The 13,597-nt window shown below is 65.5% G+C and carries 9 protein-coding genes; 1 reads left to right on the top strand and 8 read right to left on the bottom strand.

The features are described 5' to 3' along the window. Positions 1-2 precede the first annotated feature (2 nt). From aceA to FHS03_RS23540, 3 genes are all read right to left on the bottom strand, one after another. The gene (gene aceA, locus FHS03_RS23550) at positions 3-1,301 is read right to left on the bottom strand and encodes an isocitrate lyase (protein WP_183443353.1); all 1,299 of its coding nucleotides are present in this window, start codon (positions 1,299-1,301) and stop codon (positions 3-5) included. A gap of 345 nt (positions 1,302-1,646) precedes the next feature. Beyond that, positions 1,647-2,141, bottom strand: a complete 495-nt coding sequence (gene rraA, locus FHS03_RS23545; protein WP_050407132.1) for a ribonuclease E activity regulator RraA — start codon at positions 2,139-2,141, stop codon at positions 1,647-1,649. Between the two features lie 37 nt (positions 2,142-2,178). Next, positions 2,179-3,399, bottom strand: coding sequence for an MFS transporter (locus FHS03_RS23540; protein WP_183443352.1), 1,221 nt, complete (start codon positions 3,397-3,399; stop codon positions 2,179-2,181). Between the two features lie 108 nt (positions 3,400-3,507). On the opposite strand from FHS03_RS23540, the gene FHS03_RS23535 reads away from it, so the two are divergent. Continuing rightward, entirely contained in the window at positions 3,508-4,302 is a 795-nt protein-coding gene (locus FHS03_RS23535; protein WP_183443351.1) for an AraC family transcriptional regulator, read from the top strand. A gap of 149 nt (positions 4,303-4,451) precedes the next feature. On the opposite strand, the gene clpB is transcribed toward FHS03_RS23535, so the two are convergent. The 5 genes from clpB to FHS03_RS23510 form a co-directional block, all read right to left on the bottom strand. Further along, positions 4,452-7,037, bottom strand: a complete 2,586-nt coding sequence (clpB, locus tag FHS03_RS23530; RefSeq protein ID WP_183443350.1) for an ATP-dependent chaperone ClpB — start codon at positions 7,035-7,037, stop codon at positions 4,452-4,454. 79 nt (positions 7,038-7,116) lie between these two features. After that, positions 7,117-7,581, bottom strand: a complete 465-nt coding sequence (moaE, locus tag FHS03_RS23525; RefSeq protein ID WP_183443379.1) for a molybdopterin synthase catalytic subunit MoaE — start codon at positions 7,579-7,581, stop codon at positions 7,117-7,119. A gap of 11 nt (positions 7,582-7,592) precedes the next feature. Next, a complete protein-coding gene (locus tag FHS03_RS23520; RefSeq protein ID WP_183443349.1) occupies positions 7,593-10,226 on the bottom strand; it encodes a DUF349 domain-containing protein in 2,634 nt (877 codons plus the stop codon). 112 nt (positions 10,227-10,338) lie between these two features. After that, positions 10,339-11,013, bottom strand: a complete 675-nt coding sequence (locus tag FHS03_RS23515; RefSeq protein ID WP_183443348.1) for a hemerythrin domain-containing protein — start codon at positions 11,011-11,013, stop codon at positions 10,339-10,341. Positions 11,014-11,138: 125 nt separating this feature from the next. Further along, complete coding sequence (locus tag FHS03_RS23510) at positions 11,139-13,595, bottom strand: bifunctional acetate--CoA ligase family protein/GNAT family N-acetyltransferase (protein WP_183443347.1); 2,457 nt, start codon at positions 13,593-13,595, stop codon at positions 11,139-11,141. Between the last annotated feature and the right edge of the window lie 2 nt (positions 13,596-13,597).

The raw sequence follows: 13,597 nt of genomic DNA, 5'->3' as shown, positions 1-13,597 counted from the left end.
GCTTAAGCCACTTTCTGGGCGTCGAAGAATTGTTCGTCCTCGGTCGAACCGTGCAGGGCCGTGGTCGAGCTCTGGCCTTGCTGGATGGTCTGGGTGACGGCGTCGAAGTAGCCGGTGCCGACTTCGCGCTGGTGCTTGACGGCGGTGAAGCCTTTTTCGGCGGCGGCGAATTCGGCTTCCTGCAGTTCCACGAAGGCCGACATCTGGCGGCGCGCATAGCCGTGGGCCAGGTTGAACATGCCGTAGTTCAGGGCGTGGAAGCCGGCCAGGGTGATGAACTGGAACTTGTAGCCCATGGCGCCCAGCTCTTTCTGGAACTTGGCGATAGTGGCGTCGTCCAGGTTTTTCTTCCAGTTGAACGATGGCGAGCAGTTATAGGCCAGCATCTTGCCGGGGAACTTGGCGTGCACGGCTTCGGCGAACTGCTTGGCGAAAGCCAGGTCCGGCTTACCGGTTTCGCACCATACCAGGTCGGCGTAAGGCGCGTAAGCCAGGGCGCGCGAGATCGACTGGTCGATGCCCGGACGCACTTTGTAGAAGCCTTCCACGGTGCGCTCGCCGGTGCAGAAAGGACGGTCGTTTTCGTCCACGTCCGAGGTCAGCAGGTCGGCCGCTTCGGCGTCGGTACGGGCGATGACCAGGGTCGAAGTGCCCATCACGTCCGCAGCCAGGCGGGCGGCGGTCAGTTTTTCCACGGCTTCACGCGATGGCACCAGCACCTTGCCGCCCATATGGCCGCATTTTTTGACCGAAGCCAGCTGGTCTTCGAAGTGCACGCCCGAGGCGCCCGCTTCGATCATGGATTTCATCAGCTCGAAGGCGTTCAGCACGCCGCCGAAGCCGGCTTCGGCGTCGGCCACGATGGGCGCGAAGAAGTCGATATCATCTTTGCCTTCGGACCACTGGATCTGGTCGGCGCGCTGGAAGGTGTTGTTGATGCGCTTGACCACCATCGGCACCGAGTTGGCTGGATACAGCGATTGGTCGGGATACATTTCGCCGGCCAGGTTGGCGTCGCCCGCCACCTGCCAGCCCGACAGATAGATCGCTTTCAGGCCAGCCTTGACTTGCTGCATGGCCTGGTTGCCGGTCAGCGCGCCCAGGGCGTTGACGAAAGGCTCGTTGTTGACCAGGTTCCACAGCTTTTCCGCACCCTTCTTGGCGATGGTGTGTTCGATTTGCATGGAACCGCGCAGACGCACCACGTCGTCGGCGGTATAGGCACGCTTGATGCCTTTCCAGCGCGGGTTGGTGTCCCAATCTTTTTGCAGTTCTGCTACTTGCTGTTCACGAGTTGCCATGGTGCTCTCCTATTGACTGACTAAACAAAAAACGAAATCCGTTAGAAACATCATAGGACGATTTGTTCAGCGCAACAATGGTCTTATATAAGACATATGAGCAAATTTTACTCCTTAAGTTTCAATGACTTATTTTTCATTTCCCATGATACGGAAATACATTTCTCAGAATGAGAGCAAATAATGTGCTTGCGCAGCAGCACCTTTCGCATTATGAAATTACCTTTTCGCAGCGTGAAAAATGCCCGGATTTCGGGCAGGGATTTTCGGCCAAAAATGCAAAATGCCCCGGCGGGCGGGGCATTTGTCGGCAAAGCGCTTTTCAAGCGCGCTTGGGAGGGGCAATCAGGCGAGTTTTTGTTGCGCCACAAGCACACCATCGGCATCGGCATAGATCCAGTCGCCCGGATTCACCGGCACGCCGCAGATCTGCACCCGTACATTGCGCTCGCCGGCCCCCTTCTTCACGCTGCGGCGCGGATGGGTGCCCAGGGCGCGCACGCCGATTTCGCAGGAATTGACTTCCTCGCTGTCGCGCACGCAGCCATCGACGATGATGCCGGCCCAGCCATTATCCTGGGCCAGCAGCGCCAGCTGGCCGCCCACCAGGGCGCAGCGCAGGCTGCCGCCGCCGTCGACCACCAGCACATTGCCATTGCCCTGGGTTTCCAGCATGGCGCGCACCAGGGCGTTGTCTTCGAATACCTTGAGCGTGGTGACGCGGCCGCTGAAACGGACGCGCTTGCCGAAGTGGCGGAAGGAAGGCGGCAGCACGGCCAGGCGGCCATCCTCCAGCAAGGGGATGTTGTCGTCACACAGGTCGGTGGTTGCAAAGCTCATGGTTTATCCTGCAAGCGTTATCAAAATGCTGATAATTTTAAGCATTTTTCAGCTGCATGGCACGGGTATTTCCACCCACGCCGACCGCCGTGGCGATCGCCAGCGCCTGGAACAGTGCGATGCACAGGAAAACCCAGGACGGCCGATTGGCGTCCATCAGCGCGCCGAACAGCAGCGGCCCGATGGCCAGGCCGCTGTCCAGGCCCGAATACACCACGCCGTACACGCGGCCGGTGGCGTTCTTCGGCGCCGCGGCACGTATCATCAGGTCGCGCGAAGGCCCGGCCACGCCGGAGAAGAAGCCGATCAGTCCCATCATCGCAAACGCCATCCAGGCCGGCGCCAGGGCCAGCGACAGCAGCACGGCCAGCAGCGCCGCCAGGGTGAAGGCGATGGCGATATTGCGGTCATGGTCCTTGCTGCGCGCGCCGACAAAGCCGCCCAGCAGCATGCCGCCGGCCGAAGCCAGCATATACGCGGTATAGGCGCTGGTCGCCAGCTGCAGCGACATCCCGTACAGCTTGACCAGGCTGGCCGAGGCGAAGCTCTGGATGCCGCCCAGCGCGATCGCCGTCAGCAGGAAGAAGGCAAAGCACATCCACACCTGTGGCAGGCGCAGGAAGTCCAGGCCCGCCCCTTGCGGCGCGTCCTCCTTGGCCGGAACGATGGAATCAGGACGCAGTGCATGGCGGTTCAGGAACAGGATGGCCAGCACGCCGAACGGCAGCACGGCCGCCCACAGCAAGGCCGCGCGCCAGCTGGCCAGGGCCGCCACCGAGGTCAGGAACAGCGGCGCGGCGGCCCAGCCGATATTGCCGCTGATGCCATGCACCGAAAAACCGTGGGCCAGGCGCGCCTTCGATACGCGCTGGTTGAGGATGGTGTAATCGGCCGGGTGGAAGACGCTGTTACCCACGCCCGCCAGCAGCGCGCCCAGCATCAGCATCGCATAACTGGTGGCGGCAGACAGCGCCAGCGCCGACACGCCCAGCATGGCGACGCCGAAGAACAGCACGCGGCGCGCGCCGACGCGGTCCACCACGAAGCCGGCCAGCGCCTGGCCGATGCCGGAGATGACGAAAAACACCGTCATCAGCAAGCCCAGCTCGGAGTATGAGAGATTGAACGCCGGCTTCAGCCAAGGAAACAGGCCCGCCAGGATCAGGTGGTAGAAATGCGAAACGCCGTGGGCCAGGCCGACCAGGCCGATCACGCGCGCATCCTCGCGCAGCACGGTGTTTGATACAGGGGATGTCATGGCTTTCCTTCAAAGATGAACAGTCCACTGCAGTGTATGCAAAATCACATCGCCCGATTTGAGACAAAGTGACATAATTTATCGAATTCCCGCCAAACCTGAATCCGCATGGCCATCACCATCCTCAACAACACCGCCGGCTACCCATCATGCTACGACCCCGACGCCGGGCGTCCCGTCACACTGATCGGGCGCGACCTGCAGACCAATGAATACATGAGTGCCCACAAGCACGAGTGGGGCCAGGTCACGTATGCGCTGGAAGGCGTGCTGCGCGTCACCGCCAACAACAGCAGCTGGATCGTGCCGCCGCAGCGTGCCATCTGGGTTGCGCCCCATGTGGTGCATGAAGTGACGGTGCTGGAGCGCACCCGTCTGCGTCCCGTGCGCGTGCTGGCCGCGCGCGCCCCGTTTGCGGGCGACGAATGCCGCGTGCTCCAGGTCGCGCCGCTGCTGCGCGAGCTGATCCTCGCACTGGAACAGATCGGCGACCAGCCCCCTACTCCACGCTACCGCCTGCTGGCCGAACTGATCCTGGACGAGCTGGGCCGCGCCGCCACCCGCCCCATCCGCGTCCCCCTGCCCAGCGACAAGCGCCTGAAAGCCCTGTGCGACAGCCTGATGGCCGATCCCGGCTCCACGCAAACGCTGGAGGAATGGGCGCCCCAGGTCGGCGCCTCCGAACGCACCCTCGCCCGCCTCTTCGAGCGCGAGCTCGGCCTGAGTTTCGGCCAATGGCGCCAGCAAGTGCGCCTGGCCCACGCCGCGCCCCTGATCGCCCGCGGCCTACCCCTGGCGCAAGTAGCCGAACAACTCGGCTACGCCAGCCAATCCGCCTTCTCCGCCATGTTCAAAAAGACCTTCGGCCTCAGCCCCAGCGCCTTCTTCGCCACCCAAGTCTGATCCAGATCAACAAATGTCCAACCCTGGTATCAGGCGGGGCCGCCGAGGCACTGGAGTCGGACATTCTTTGATCTGGCGCAAAAAATGTCCCACCGTGGTGCCTGACACCAGGGTGGGACATTTGCTGATGCAGATCAAACGATGGCGCTTTAGTTCGCGATGTCGAAGGTCAGCTGGCCGTTGCGCTCGTCGATGCGGATCTGGTCTTTGGGGCCGAACTTGCCTTCGAGGATCTGCTTCGACAGCGGGTTTTCGATCTGCTGCTGGATCGCGCGTTTCAACGGACGCGCGCCATACACGGGGTCGTAACCGGCTTCGGCGATCTTTTGCAGGGCTTCGGGCGTGACTTCCAGGCCCATGTCCATGCGTGCCAGACGCTGCTGCAGAATCGCCAGCTGGATCTTGGCGATCGCGCCGATATTCTTGTCGTCGAGGCCGTGGAAGACCACGATTTCGTCGATGCGGTTGATGAACTCGGGACGGAAGTGGGAGCGCACTTCGGCCATCACCGACAGCTTGACCACGCCCGGATCGGCATTCTCCATCGACTGGATTTTCTGCGAGCCCAGGTTTGAGGTCATGATGATCACCGTGTTCTTGAAGTCCACCGTGCGCCCCTGCCCATCCGTCATGCGGCCATCGTCCAGCACTTGCAGCAGCACGTTGAAGACGTCGCTGTGCGCCTTTTCCACCTCATCGAGCAGGATCACGCTATACGGCTTGCGGCGCACGGCCTCGGTCAGGTAGCCGCCTTCGTCGTAGCCGACATAGCCGGGCGGCGCGCCGATCAGGCGGGCCACCGAATGCTTCTCCATGAACTCGCTCATATCGATGCGGATCAGCGCATCTTCCGTGTCGAACAGGAAGCCGGCCAGCGCCTTGGTCAGCTCGGTCTTGCCGACGCCGGTCGGGCCCAGGAACATGAAGGAGCCATACGGACGGTTCGGGTCGGACAGGCCGGCGCGCGAGCGGCGGATGGCGTCGGCCACGGCGTTGATTGCTTCATCCTGGCCGATCACGCGTTCGTGCAGCTTCTCTTCGATGTGCAGCAGCTTGTCGCGCTCACCCTGCATCATGCGCGAAACGGGAATGCCGGTGGCGCGCGACACCACTTCGGCGATTTCCTCGGCGCCGACCTGGGTGCGCAGCAGCTTGGGCTTGTCGCCCTGGGAAGGGCTGGCCGTTTCGGCCTGCTTCAATTGCGCTTCGAGCTGGGGCAGCTTGCCGTACTGGAGTTCGGACACGCGCTGCCAGTTGCTGTCGCGCGTGGCCTGTTCCATCTGCTGCTTGATGCGCTCAATCTCTTCCTTGATGTGGGTCGTGCCCTGCACCATGGATTTTTCGGCCTTCAGCACTTCCTCGTAATCGTTGTACTCGCGCTGCAGCTTGGCGATTTCCTCGTCGATCAGGTCGAGGCGGCGGCGCGAGGCGTCATCCTTCTCGCGCTTCACGGCTTCCTTCTCGATCTTCAGTTGGATCAGGCGGCGTTCCAGCTTGTCCATGACTTCGGGCTTGGAATCGATCTCGATCTTGATCTTGGACGCGGCTTCGTCGATCAGGTCGATCGCCTTATCGGGCAGGAAGCGGTCGGTGATGTAGCGGTGCGACAGCTCGGCCGCGGCGATGATGGCGGCGTCCGAAATCTCGACCTTGTGGTGCAGCTCATATTTGTCCTGCAGGCCGCGCAGGATGGCGATGGTCGCTTCCACGCTCGGCTCGTCGACCAGGATCTTCTGGAAGCGGCGCTCCAGCGCGGCATCCTTCTCGATGTATTTGCGGTATTCGTCGAGCGTGGTCGCGCCCAGGCAATGCAGCTCGCCGCGCGCCAGCGCCGGCTTCAGCATATTGCCCGCGTCCATCGCGCCTTCGGCCTTGCCCGCGCCCACCATGGTGTGCAGCTCGTCGATGAAGACGATGGTCTGGCCCTCGTCCTGCGCCAGCTCTTTCAGCACGGATTTCAGGCGTTCCTCGAACTCGCCGCGGTATTTGGCACCGGCCAGCAGGGCCGCCATATCGAGCGACAGCACGCGCTTGCCGCGCAGGGAATCGGGCACTTCGTTATTGACGATGCGCTGGGCCAGGCCTTCGACGATGGCGGTCTTGCCCACGCCCGGCTCGCCGATCAGCACGGGATTGTTCTTGGTGCGGCGCTGCAGCACCTGGATGGCACGGCGGATTTCGTCGTCGCGGCCGATCACCGGATCGAGCTTGCCGGCGCGGGCGCGCTCGGTCAGGTCCAGGGTGTATTTTTTCAGGGCTTCGCGCTGGCCTTCGGCTTCCTGCGAATCGACCTTGCCGCCGCCGCGCACGGTGTCGATGGCCGCTTCCAGCGCCTTGCGCGTCAAGCCGTTTTCGCGCGCGGCGCGGCCGGCTTCCGATTTATCCTCGGTCAGCGCCAGCAGGATCATCTCGCTGGAGATGAACTGGTCGCCGCGCTTTTGCGCTTCCTTGTCGGCCAGATTCAGCACGCCGACAAACTCGCGGCTCACCTGCACCTCGCCATTGGTGCCGGACACCTTGGGCAGGCGCTCCAGCGCCGATTTCAGCGCGTTCGACAAACCGCCCACATTCACGCCTGCGCGCTGCAAGAGCGAGCGTGCCGCGCCGTCGTCCTGGTTCAGCAGGGCCGTCAGCAGGTGGGCCGATTCGATATAGGGATTGTCGTTGCCGACGGCCAGGCTTTGGGCGTCGGCCAGGGCTTCCTGAAGCTTGGTGGTGAGTTTGTCTTGGCGCATTTGGCGGTGCTCCTGAATTTATCTTAAGGACAAAATAAGGATGCGCCGCTGGTTTTCAAGACCCGGTTTGTGATGAAAATCACATATCCGGCAGCGCCCACTTCCGCAAAGCCTGGTCGTCGCTGACGCGCGCATCGACCCAGCGCGCGCCCTCGGGCGTTTCTTCCTTTTTCCAGAACGGCGCCTCGGTCTTGAGGTAGTCGATGATGAATTCGCAAGCGGCAAACGCCTCGCCCCGGTGCGCCGAGGTGACGGCCACCAGCACGATCTGGTCCATGGGCTGGAGCGGGCCGACGCGGTGGATCACCAGCGCCCCATACAGCGGCCAGCGCAGCCGCGCCTGGTCGATGATGGCCTGGATGGATTGCTCGGTCATGCCCGGATAATGTTCCAGTTCCATGCTGGAGATGGCCGCGCCCTCGTTCAGATCGCGCACCGTGCCGACAAAGCTGACGATGCCGCCGACGCGGGCGTCGCCGGCGCGCAATTGCGCCAATTCGCCGGCCACGTCGAAATCTTCCGTCTGGATTCTTACTTGCTGCATGCTACTTGAAGTCATTTGGCTTCCGCGCCAAGACGGCGAAACAGTTGCTCGATCCGGGTCGCGGTACGGTCGTCGGCCAGGGCCGGCATGGCGCACAGCTGCAGGAACTGGGTGGCGTGGCCGTCCGGCTTGTGGCCGGATTTGAGGGAGCTTTGCAACACCTCGACCTGCATTTTCAGCCGTTCGCGCGCGAATTCCGCGCCGCTGTCGATGCCGGCGCCGATTTCCAGGCGCAGCACTTCTTCCAGCAGACGCTCGCGGCTCGCTTCCAGCGCGCTCGCATAGGCGCCGCGGCCATTGCCGGCGCCCGCTTTCACGCCCGCCTCGAAGCGCTGGCGCAGGGTGCGTTCGAAATCGCCCGGCAAGGGCGGCAAGGCTTGCCAGCGCGCGCTCCAGTCGTCGGCGTCGATGTCGCCCGGCGCGGCGATGGCCGCTTCCAGCGCCTGGGTCAGGCGCAGTTTTTCGCGCATGGCCGTGGTCTGGGCCGCGCTGGCGCGGCGGCGGATGGCGTCGGCGCGCGACTGCAGGGCCGCCACGGCGCTCTTGTAGCGCTGCTCGATCTTCTGCTCGGCCGCGCGCGGCACGCTGCCGCTCGCATGCCAGGCGGCGGCGGCGTCGCGCAGGGCTTTGACCATGGCGTTCAGCTGGGCCTTGTCCTCGCCTTCGAAGGCGGCGTTTTCCAGGCTGACGCAGATGTCTTCGCGCACATGCAGATGGCTGCGGCGCTCGGCGTCGGCGGCGTGGGCGTGTTCCTTGCGCTGGGCGAAGATGGCGTCGCAGGCGCCACGGAAGCGCTGCCACAATGCCTGCTCGGCCTTGCGCTCCAGCGGCAGCGCCTTGGCGTGTTCCTGCCAGCTTTCCTGCAGGCGACGCAGGGTTTCGATGGTGTTGCGGTCGCTCGGATTGAGCTTGCCGACTTCCTCGACCAATTGCTCGCGGCGCGCCACTTCGATCTTGCGCTGCTCTTCCAGCGGCGCCATCAGCTCGGCCATGGCGGCGGCGAAGGCGGCATCGAGCTTTTTCTTGTCCTTGCGGTCGATGGTGCCGAGACGGCTCCAGGCCTGGCGCAGGCGCTGCGAGGACGAGGCCATGGCGCGCCAGTCATAGGTGTGCGGCAGCGTGCCGGGCGCGTCGCCGGCGGCGGCATCGGCCGGCAGCGGACGCGAAACGCCGCGCGCGATCAGGGCCTTGACTTCGTCGATCAGGGTCTGGGCCTTGGCGGCATTGGTGTGGCGTTCGTCGGCCAGGTGCTTGAAGTGGGCGGCGGCCGGGGCATAGGCGGCGGTACAGGCGGCGTCGAACTTCTCCCACAGGCTCTTGGGGGCGGCGCCGGAAACGCCGTCGAGCGCCTTCCAGCGCTCGCGCATGCTGCCCACCTTCTTGGCCAGCTCGCTCATCGGCAAGCCCTGGGCCGGCAATTCCTCCACCGCTTTCACCAGCTCTTCGCGCGAGACATTGCCGCCCCAGCGCGCCCAATCGCCCAGCCGTTTCAGCTCGGCACGCACATGGGCCAGACGCTCGGCCTGGGACTGCGACAGGCGCCCGGTTTTGCTTTCTTTCAAGGCTTTATCATGCTCGGCAGCAATATGAAGCTGGCCTTGCTGCAAGGCCGCTTCCAGCGCGTCCACCAATTCCATGAAGTGGCGGTTGGCTTCCTTGTCGGCCGGCGTCGCTTTGTGCTTTTCGCGCGGCGGACGGACATCGGCGGCCTCGGCCGCGCCAGGCTGCGGGTGCGCTGCGGCACCGTTGGTCCCCTCGGCGGCGGGACCGGCCGCATGCGGCGCGGCGGAGGGCGCCTCCGGGTCCGCCGCCGGGCGCGCATCGCCGCCGGCCGGCGTGTCGGCAAGCGCCGTGCCGTGGCCGGCAGCGGCCGCCGGCGCCGCCTTCTGCGCCTGGGCCAGGGCGGCTTGGGTTTGACTCATCGCCTGCTCGAAATCGCTCAGCAGGTGACGCGGCAGCGAGGCGCGTTCGGCATGCGCCAAATGCGTCGCGTGCTCGGCTTGCAGGCGCGCCAGCTGCTCCGCCTGCGCGGCGCGGCCGGCGTCATCGCCGGGATGGGCCTCGGCACCCAGGCGGCGCAGGGCCGCCAGCGCATCGATCACGCCGCGCTGCAGGCTGACCTGGGCTTCCAGGCGCGCCGCCAGCGCCTGGCGCTCCACGCCAAAGCGTTCGCTCAACGCGCTGCCGGCGGCAATCACCTGCCATTGGCGGTCGAGATCGGCGACCTGGTTCGGGGTCAGTTTCTCATCCTGCAAGAGCTTTTGCGCCTGGGCGATACTGGCCTCGGCCTGGCGCTGCTCGGCCTGCTGATGGCGCAAGGCGTCGAGACGGCTCTGCATCAGCTTGGCCACGCGGCGGTCGGTATTGCGCATGGCTTGCTGCACCTGTTCCAGCAGCGGCTGGGCTTGCACATATTCGGCGGCCGCCAGGCGCACCTCGGCAAATTCGCTGCGCAAGATCAATTCCACGGCGGCGGCTTCGTTGCCGGCCAGCGCCTTGGCTTGCGCGGCCTGCTCGGCCCGGCGCGCCTGCGCTTGCTGGTTGCCCTGTCCCGCACTGTTCCCGGCCGCGGCAGACTGCTCCGAAGCTGCGCCCTGCGGTCCGGCGGGCTTGTCGCCCGGCCGTTTGAAAAGGAATTCGAACATGATGAGCTATGGATGGATCAAAACCACCATCATAGCAAAGCGCCGCGCGCCGTGCCCAAGCGGGCATGGATCAGCCGCCGCGACCCGGCGGCGGCTCCCGTTTCCCAGGCGATCAATCGCCGGCGTAACGGCGGACCGGAAGCGGGCGATGGTGGGAACCCGGCTCCGGCGTCTCGAATTGCGTTTCCTGTCCAGCCACGCCGTCCAGTCCGGGCACGCCCAGGGCGATAATGGCGGCCGGCCTGGCCAGCGACAAGGGCCGCGCGGCGCGCTCGCGGCGCGCTTCCTCCGCTTCGGCTTCATGCGCCAGCATCTGGTTGGCGATGGCGAACCAGGCATCGCCGCAAATGGCGCGGCGCGCGATGGCGAACAGCTCGCGCTCTTCCTTGTCCAGCCTTTGCAGCAGCGATTCGCAGAAGGTATCGATGGCGGCGCATACTTCGGCCACGCGCTCTTCGCTATCCTCGCTCGCATTCTCCATCTGCGCCTGCATCTGGCGGATGGCCGTCAGCGCATTCTGGTTCAACAGGCTCAGTTCATCGAGCAGCTGGTCGGCCTTTTCGGTGGCCTGGCGCAGCGCCGGAATGAGGTATTTTTCAATCTTGCGCCAGTGGCAAGCATCGTATAAACGGTTCAGGTTCTCGCAGGCATATTCGAGCTGCGAAAGCGAAAGGCTGCGCTGCAATGTCAGCGTGGACTGCATTTGTTTTTGCAGCGCCAGCAGGCCCATGCGCATACTGGCCTGCTCCACCGACAAGGCAACCAAAGTGTAAGTAGCCGTCAACATCTGTCTTACTCCCTTACATGACGCGGGTGACCATACGGAAGTAGAAGTGTAAATAAAGCTGACAACATTGCTTTGACCTAGCGCAAGCGTCTGTTTGAACTACCGATTCTAGCGCAAAATTTTTCTCATTTCTGTTGTAATCTAAGCAGTAATTCCACGATGCCGGTTTCCGCCGAGGGCGTGACCGTGCCGCCGAAGCGTTTGATCAGGCGCTGCATGCCGGCGTTTTCCGACAGGGTTTCACCCCACAATTCGCGCGTGCCGCGAGCGCGGAAGTAAGCCACCAGTTTTTCGAACAACACCACGCCCAGCCCCTTGCCCTTCAAGTCCGAACGCACCACGATGGCGAATTCGGCGCGCTGGTTGTCCGGGTCGGCCACGGCGCGCACCACGCCCAGCGTTTCCGGCTGGCCGTCGGCGCCGCTGCGGGTGGCGATGAAGGCCATGGCGCGGTCGTAATCGATCTGGGTCAGGCGCGCCAGTTGGGCCGGCGGCAGTTCGCGCATGGCGGTGAAGAAGCGCATGCGCACATCGTCGGCATGCAGGGCGGAGAAGAAGCGCAGATGGGCCGGGGCGTCTTCCGGACGGATGGGACGCAGCAGCAGGGTTTCGCCCTGCCAGGCCACGTCCTGCTCCAGTTCCTGCGGATAGGGGCGGATGGCCAGGCTGGCCTCGGCGCGGCGCGGCCCCAGCTCGATGCGCGCGTCCTGCACCCGCACGCCGCCGGCGCCGGCCAGCAGGGGATCGATTTCCAGCACGGCCAGCTCGCCGATATCGACGGCCAGTTCGGCCACCTGGATCAGCACGCGGCAAATGGCTTCGCTATGGTCGGCCAGCAGGCGCGCCACCCGGGTGCGCGCCACCACATCGCGCGCCAGCACCATGTTCAGCGGCGGCAGGCCGACGGCGCGGTCGTCCACCGCCAGCGCGGCCGGGCCGCCCTGACCGAAGCTGATGGCGGGGCCGAAAACGGGATCGATGCGCACCGCCACGCGCAATTGGATATCGCTGCGCACATTGCTGCGCAATTCGCCGCCCGCCTGCGCGGCGCCACCGCCGGCGGCATCGGCCGCTGCGGCCGCACTGCCCTCGCCGCGCCGGCGCGGTGGCGCGGCCAGCGGAATGCCGTAGGCGGCCAGCACCGCCTGGCTGTCTTCCCGGCTCAGCGCCGTGATGCCCTGCGCCAGCGCCGCGTCGACGATGGCGCGCGCGGCGCTGCGTTCCGGCGCCGGCGGCGCCTGCGCCGGCACCTCGATCAGCAAGGCCTGGTTGCGCTGGTACTGGGCGATCTGCATGAAGGCGCGCGTGGCTTTTTCCGGCGTGTCGTAGCAAGGCAGTCCAGCCTCGGCGAAGGTCTCGCGCGCGGCCGTGGCGCCGGCCCCGCCCAGCCAGCAGGACAACACGCTCTTGCCGGCCGCCTTCGCCATCGGCGCCAGCACGCGCGCCACGTCGGCGCTGGCGGCGGCAGTGCTGGGCGCGTGAATCAGCAGCAGCGCATCGACTTGCGGCTCCTGTATCAGGGCGTCCAGCACGGCGGCGTAGCGTTCCGGCGTGGCCTCGCCGCCCACCACCAGCGTGCCCTGCGCCACCACCGGCGCCGGCTTCATTTGTTCCAGGCGGCGCTGGGTGGGCGCCGACAACGTGGCCTGGCGCATGCCGCGCCAGCGCAGGGCGTCGTCGGCCAGCAGGCCCAGGCTGCCGCCGTTGCTGAGGATGGCCAGGCGCTCGCCGCGCAGGGGCCGGGCGCGCGCCACGGTTTCCACCGCGTCGAACAGGTCGGCCGAGGAATACACGCGCAGCATGCCGGCGCGGCGGATGGCGGCGTCGATCACCTTGTCGTCGCCTTCGCGCCCGGCTTTCATGACGATCACCGGTTTGCCGCGCGCCGCCATGCGCGCCGCCGACATGAACTTGCGCGCATTGCTGACCGACTCCATGTGCATGACGATGGCCGTGGTGTCGCTGTCGCCGGCCAGGAAGTCGAGCAGGTCGCCCAGGTCGATATCGGCGCCCTCGCCCAGCGAGACCACGCGCGAAAAGCCGATGCCCTGCTGCCGCGCCCAGTCCAGCACCGCCGCCATCAGCATGCCCGATTGCGACACGAAAGCGATTTTTCCGGGCCGCGCGCCCACTTGCGCCATGCTGGCGTTCAGCCCCGCATGGGGCGCCAGCAGGCCGATGCCGCCCGGGCCGAGGATGCGCAAGCGGTGCGGCCGGGCCGCGTCGAGCATGGCCTGGCGCAGGTTCTTGCCGCCGCCGCGCGCCTCCGCCAGGCCGGGCGTCAGCACCACCGCGGCGCGGGTGCCGCGCGCGCCCAGTTCCGCGATCAGCCCCGGCACCGTCTCCGGCGGCGTGCAGATGAGGGCCAGCTCCGGCGCGCGCGGCAGGGCCGACACGCGGTGGTAGCAAGGCACGCCGCGCAGTTCGGCGTATTTGGGATTGACGGGCCACAGCGCGCCGGCAAAGCCGCATTCGGCCATATTGTTCAGCACCGTGTAGCCGATGCGCTCGGGGCGGCTGGAGGCGCCGATCACGGCCACCGATCCCGGTTCGAACAGACTGCACAGATTCCTGATGCTCATCG

It is taken from the genome of Pseudoduganella violacea (assembly GCF_014191875.1).
Classification (GTDB): Bacteria; Pseudomonadota; Gammaproteobacteria; order Burkholderiales; family Burkholderiaceae_D; genus Rugamonas; species Rugamonas violacea_A.
The sequence above is the reverse complement of the archived record's forward strand: the minus strand, read 5'-3'. Positions and strand labels throughout refer to the sequence as shown.

Coding starts and splice junctions, on each gene's coding strand:
- aceA (WP_183443353.1), bottom strand. CDS start 1,301: ATGGCAACTCGTGAACAGCAAGTAGCAGAACTGCAAAAAGATTGGGAC.
- FHS03_RS23540 (WP_183443352.1), bottom strand. CDS start 3,399: ATGACATCCCCTGTATCAAACACCGTGCTGCGCGAGGATGCGCGCGTG.
- rraA (WP_050407132.1), bottom strand. CDS start 2,141: ATGAGCTTTGCAACCACCGACCTGTGTGACGACAACATCCCCTTGCTG.
- clpB (WP_183443350.1), bottom strand. CDS start 7,037: ATGCGCCAAGACAAACTCACCACCAAGCTTCAGGAAGCCCTGGCCGAC.
- FHS03_RS23535 (WP_183443351.1), top strand. CDS start 3,508: ATGGCCATCACCATCCTCAACAACACCGCCGGCTACCCATCATGCTAC.
- FHS03_RS23515 (WP_183443348.1), bottom strand. CDS start 11,013: ATGTTGACGGCTACTTACACTTTGGTTGCCTTGTCGGTGGAGCAGGCC.
- moaE (WP_183443379.1), bottom strand. CDS start 7,581: ATGCAGCAAGTAAGAATCCAGACGGAAGATTTCGACGTGGCCGGCGAA.
- FHS03_RS23510 (WP_183443347.1), bottom strand. CDS start 13,595: ATGAGCATCAGGAATCTGTGCAGTCTGTTCGAACCGGGATCGGTGGCC.
- FHS03_RS23520 (WP_183443349.1), bottom strand. CDS start 10,226: ATGTTCGAATTCCTTTTCAAACGGCCGGGCGACAAGCCCGCCGGACCG.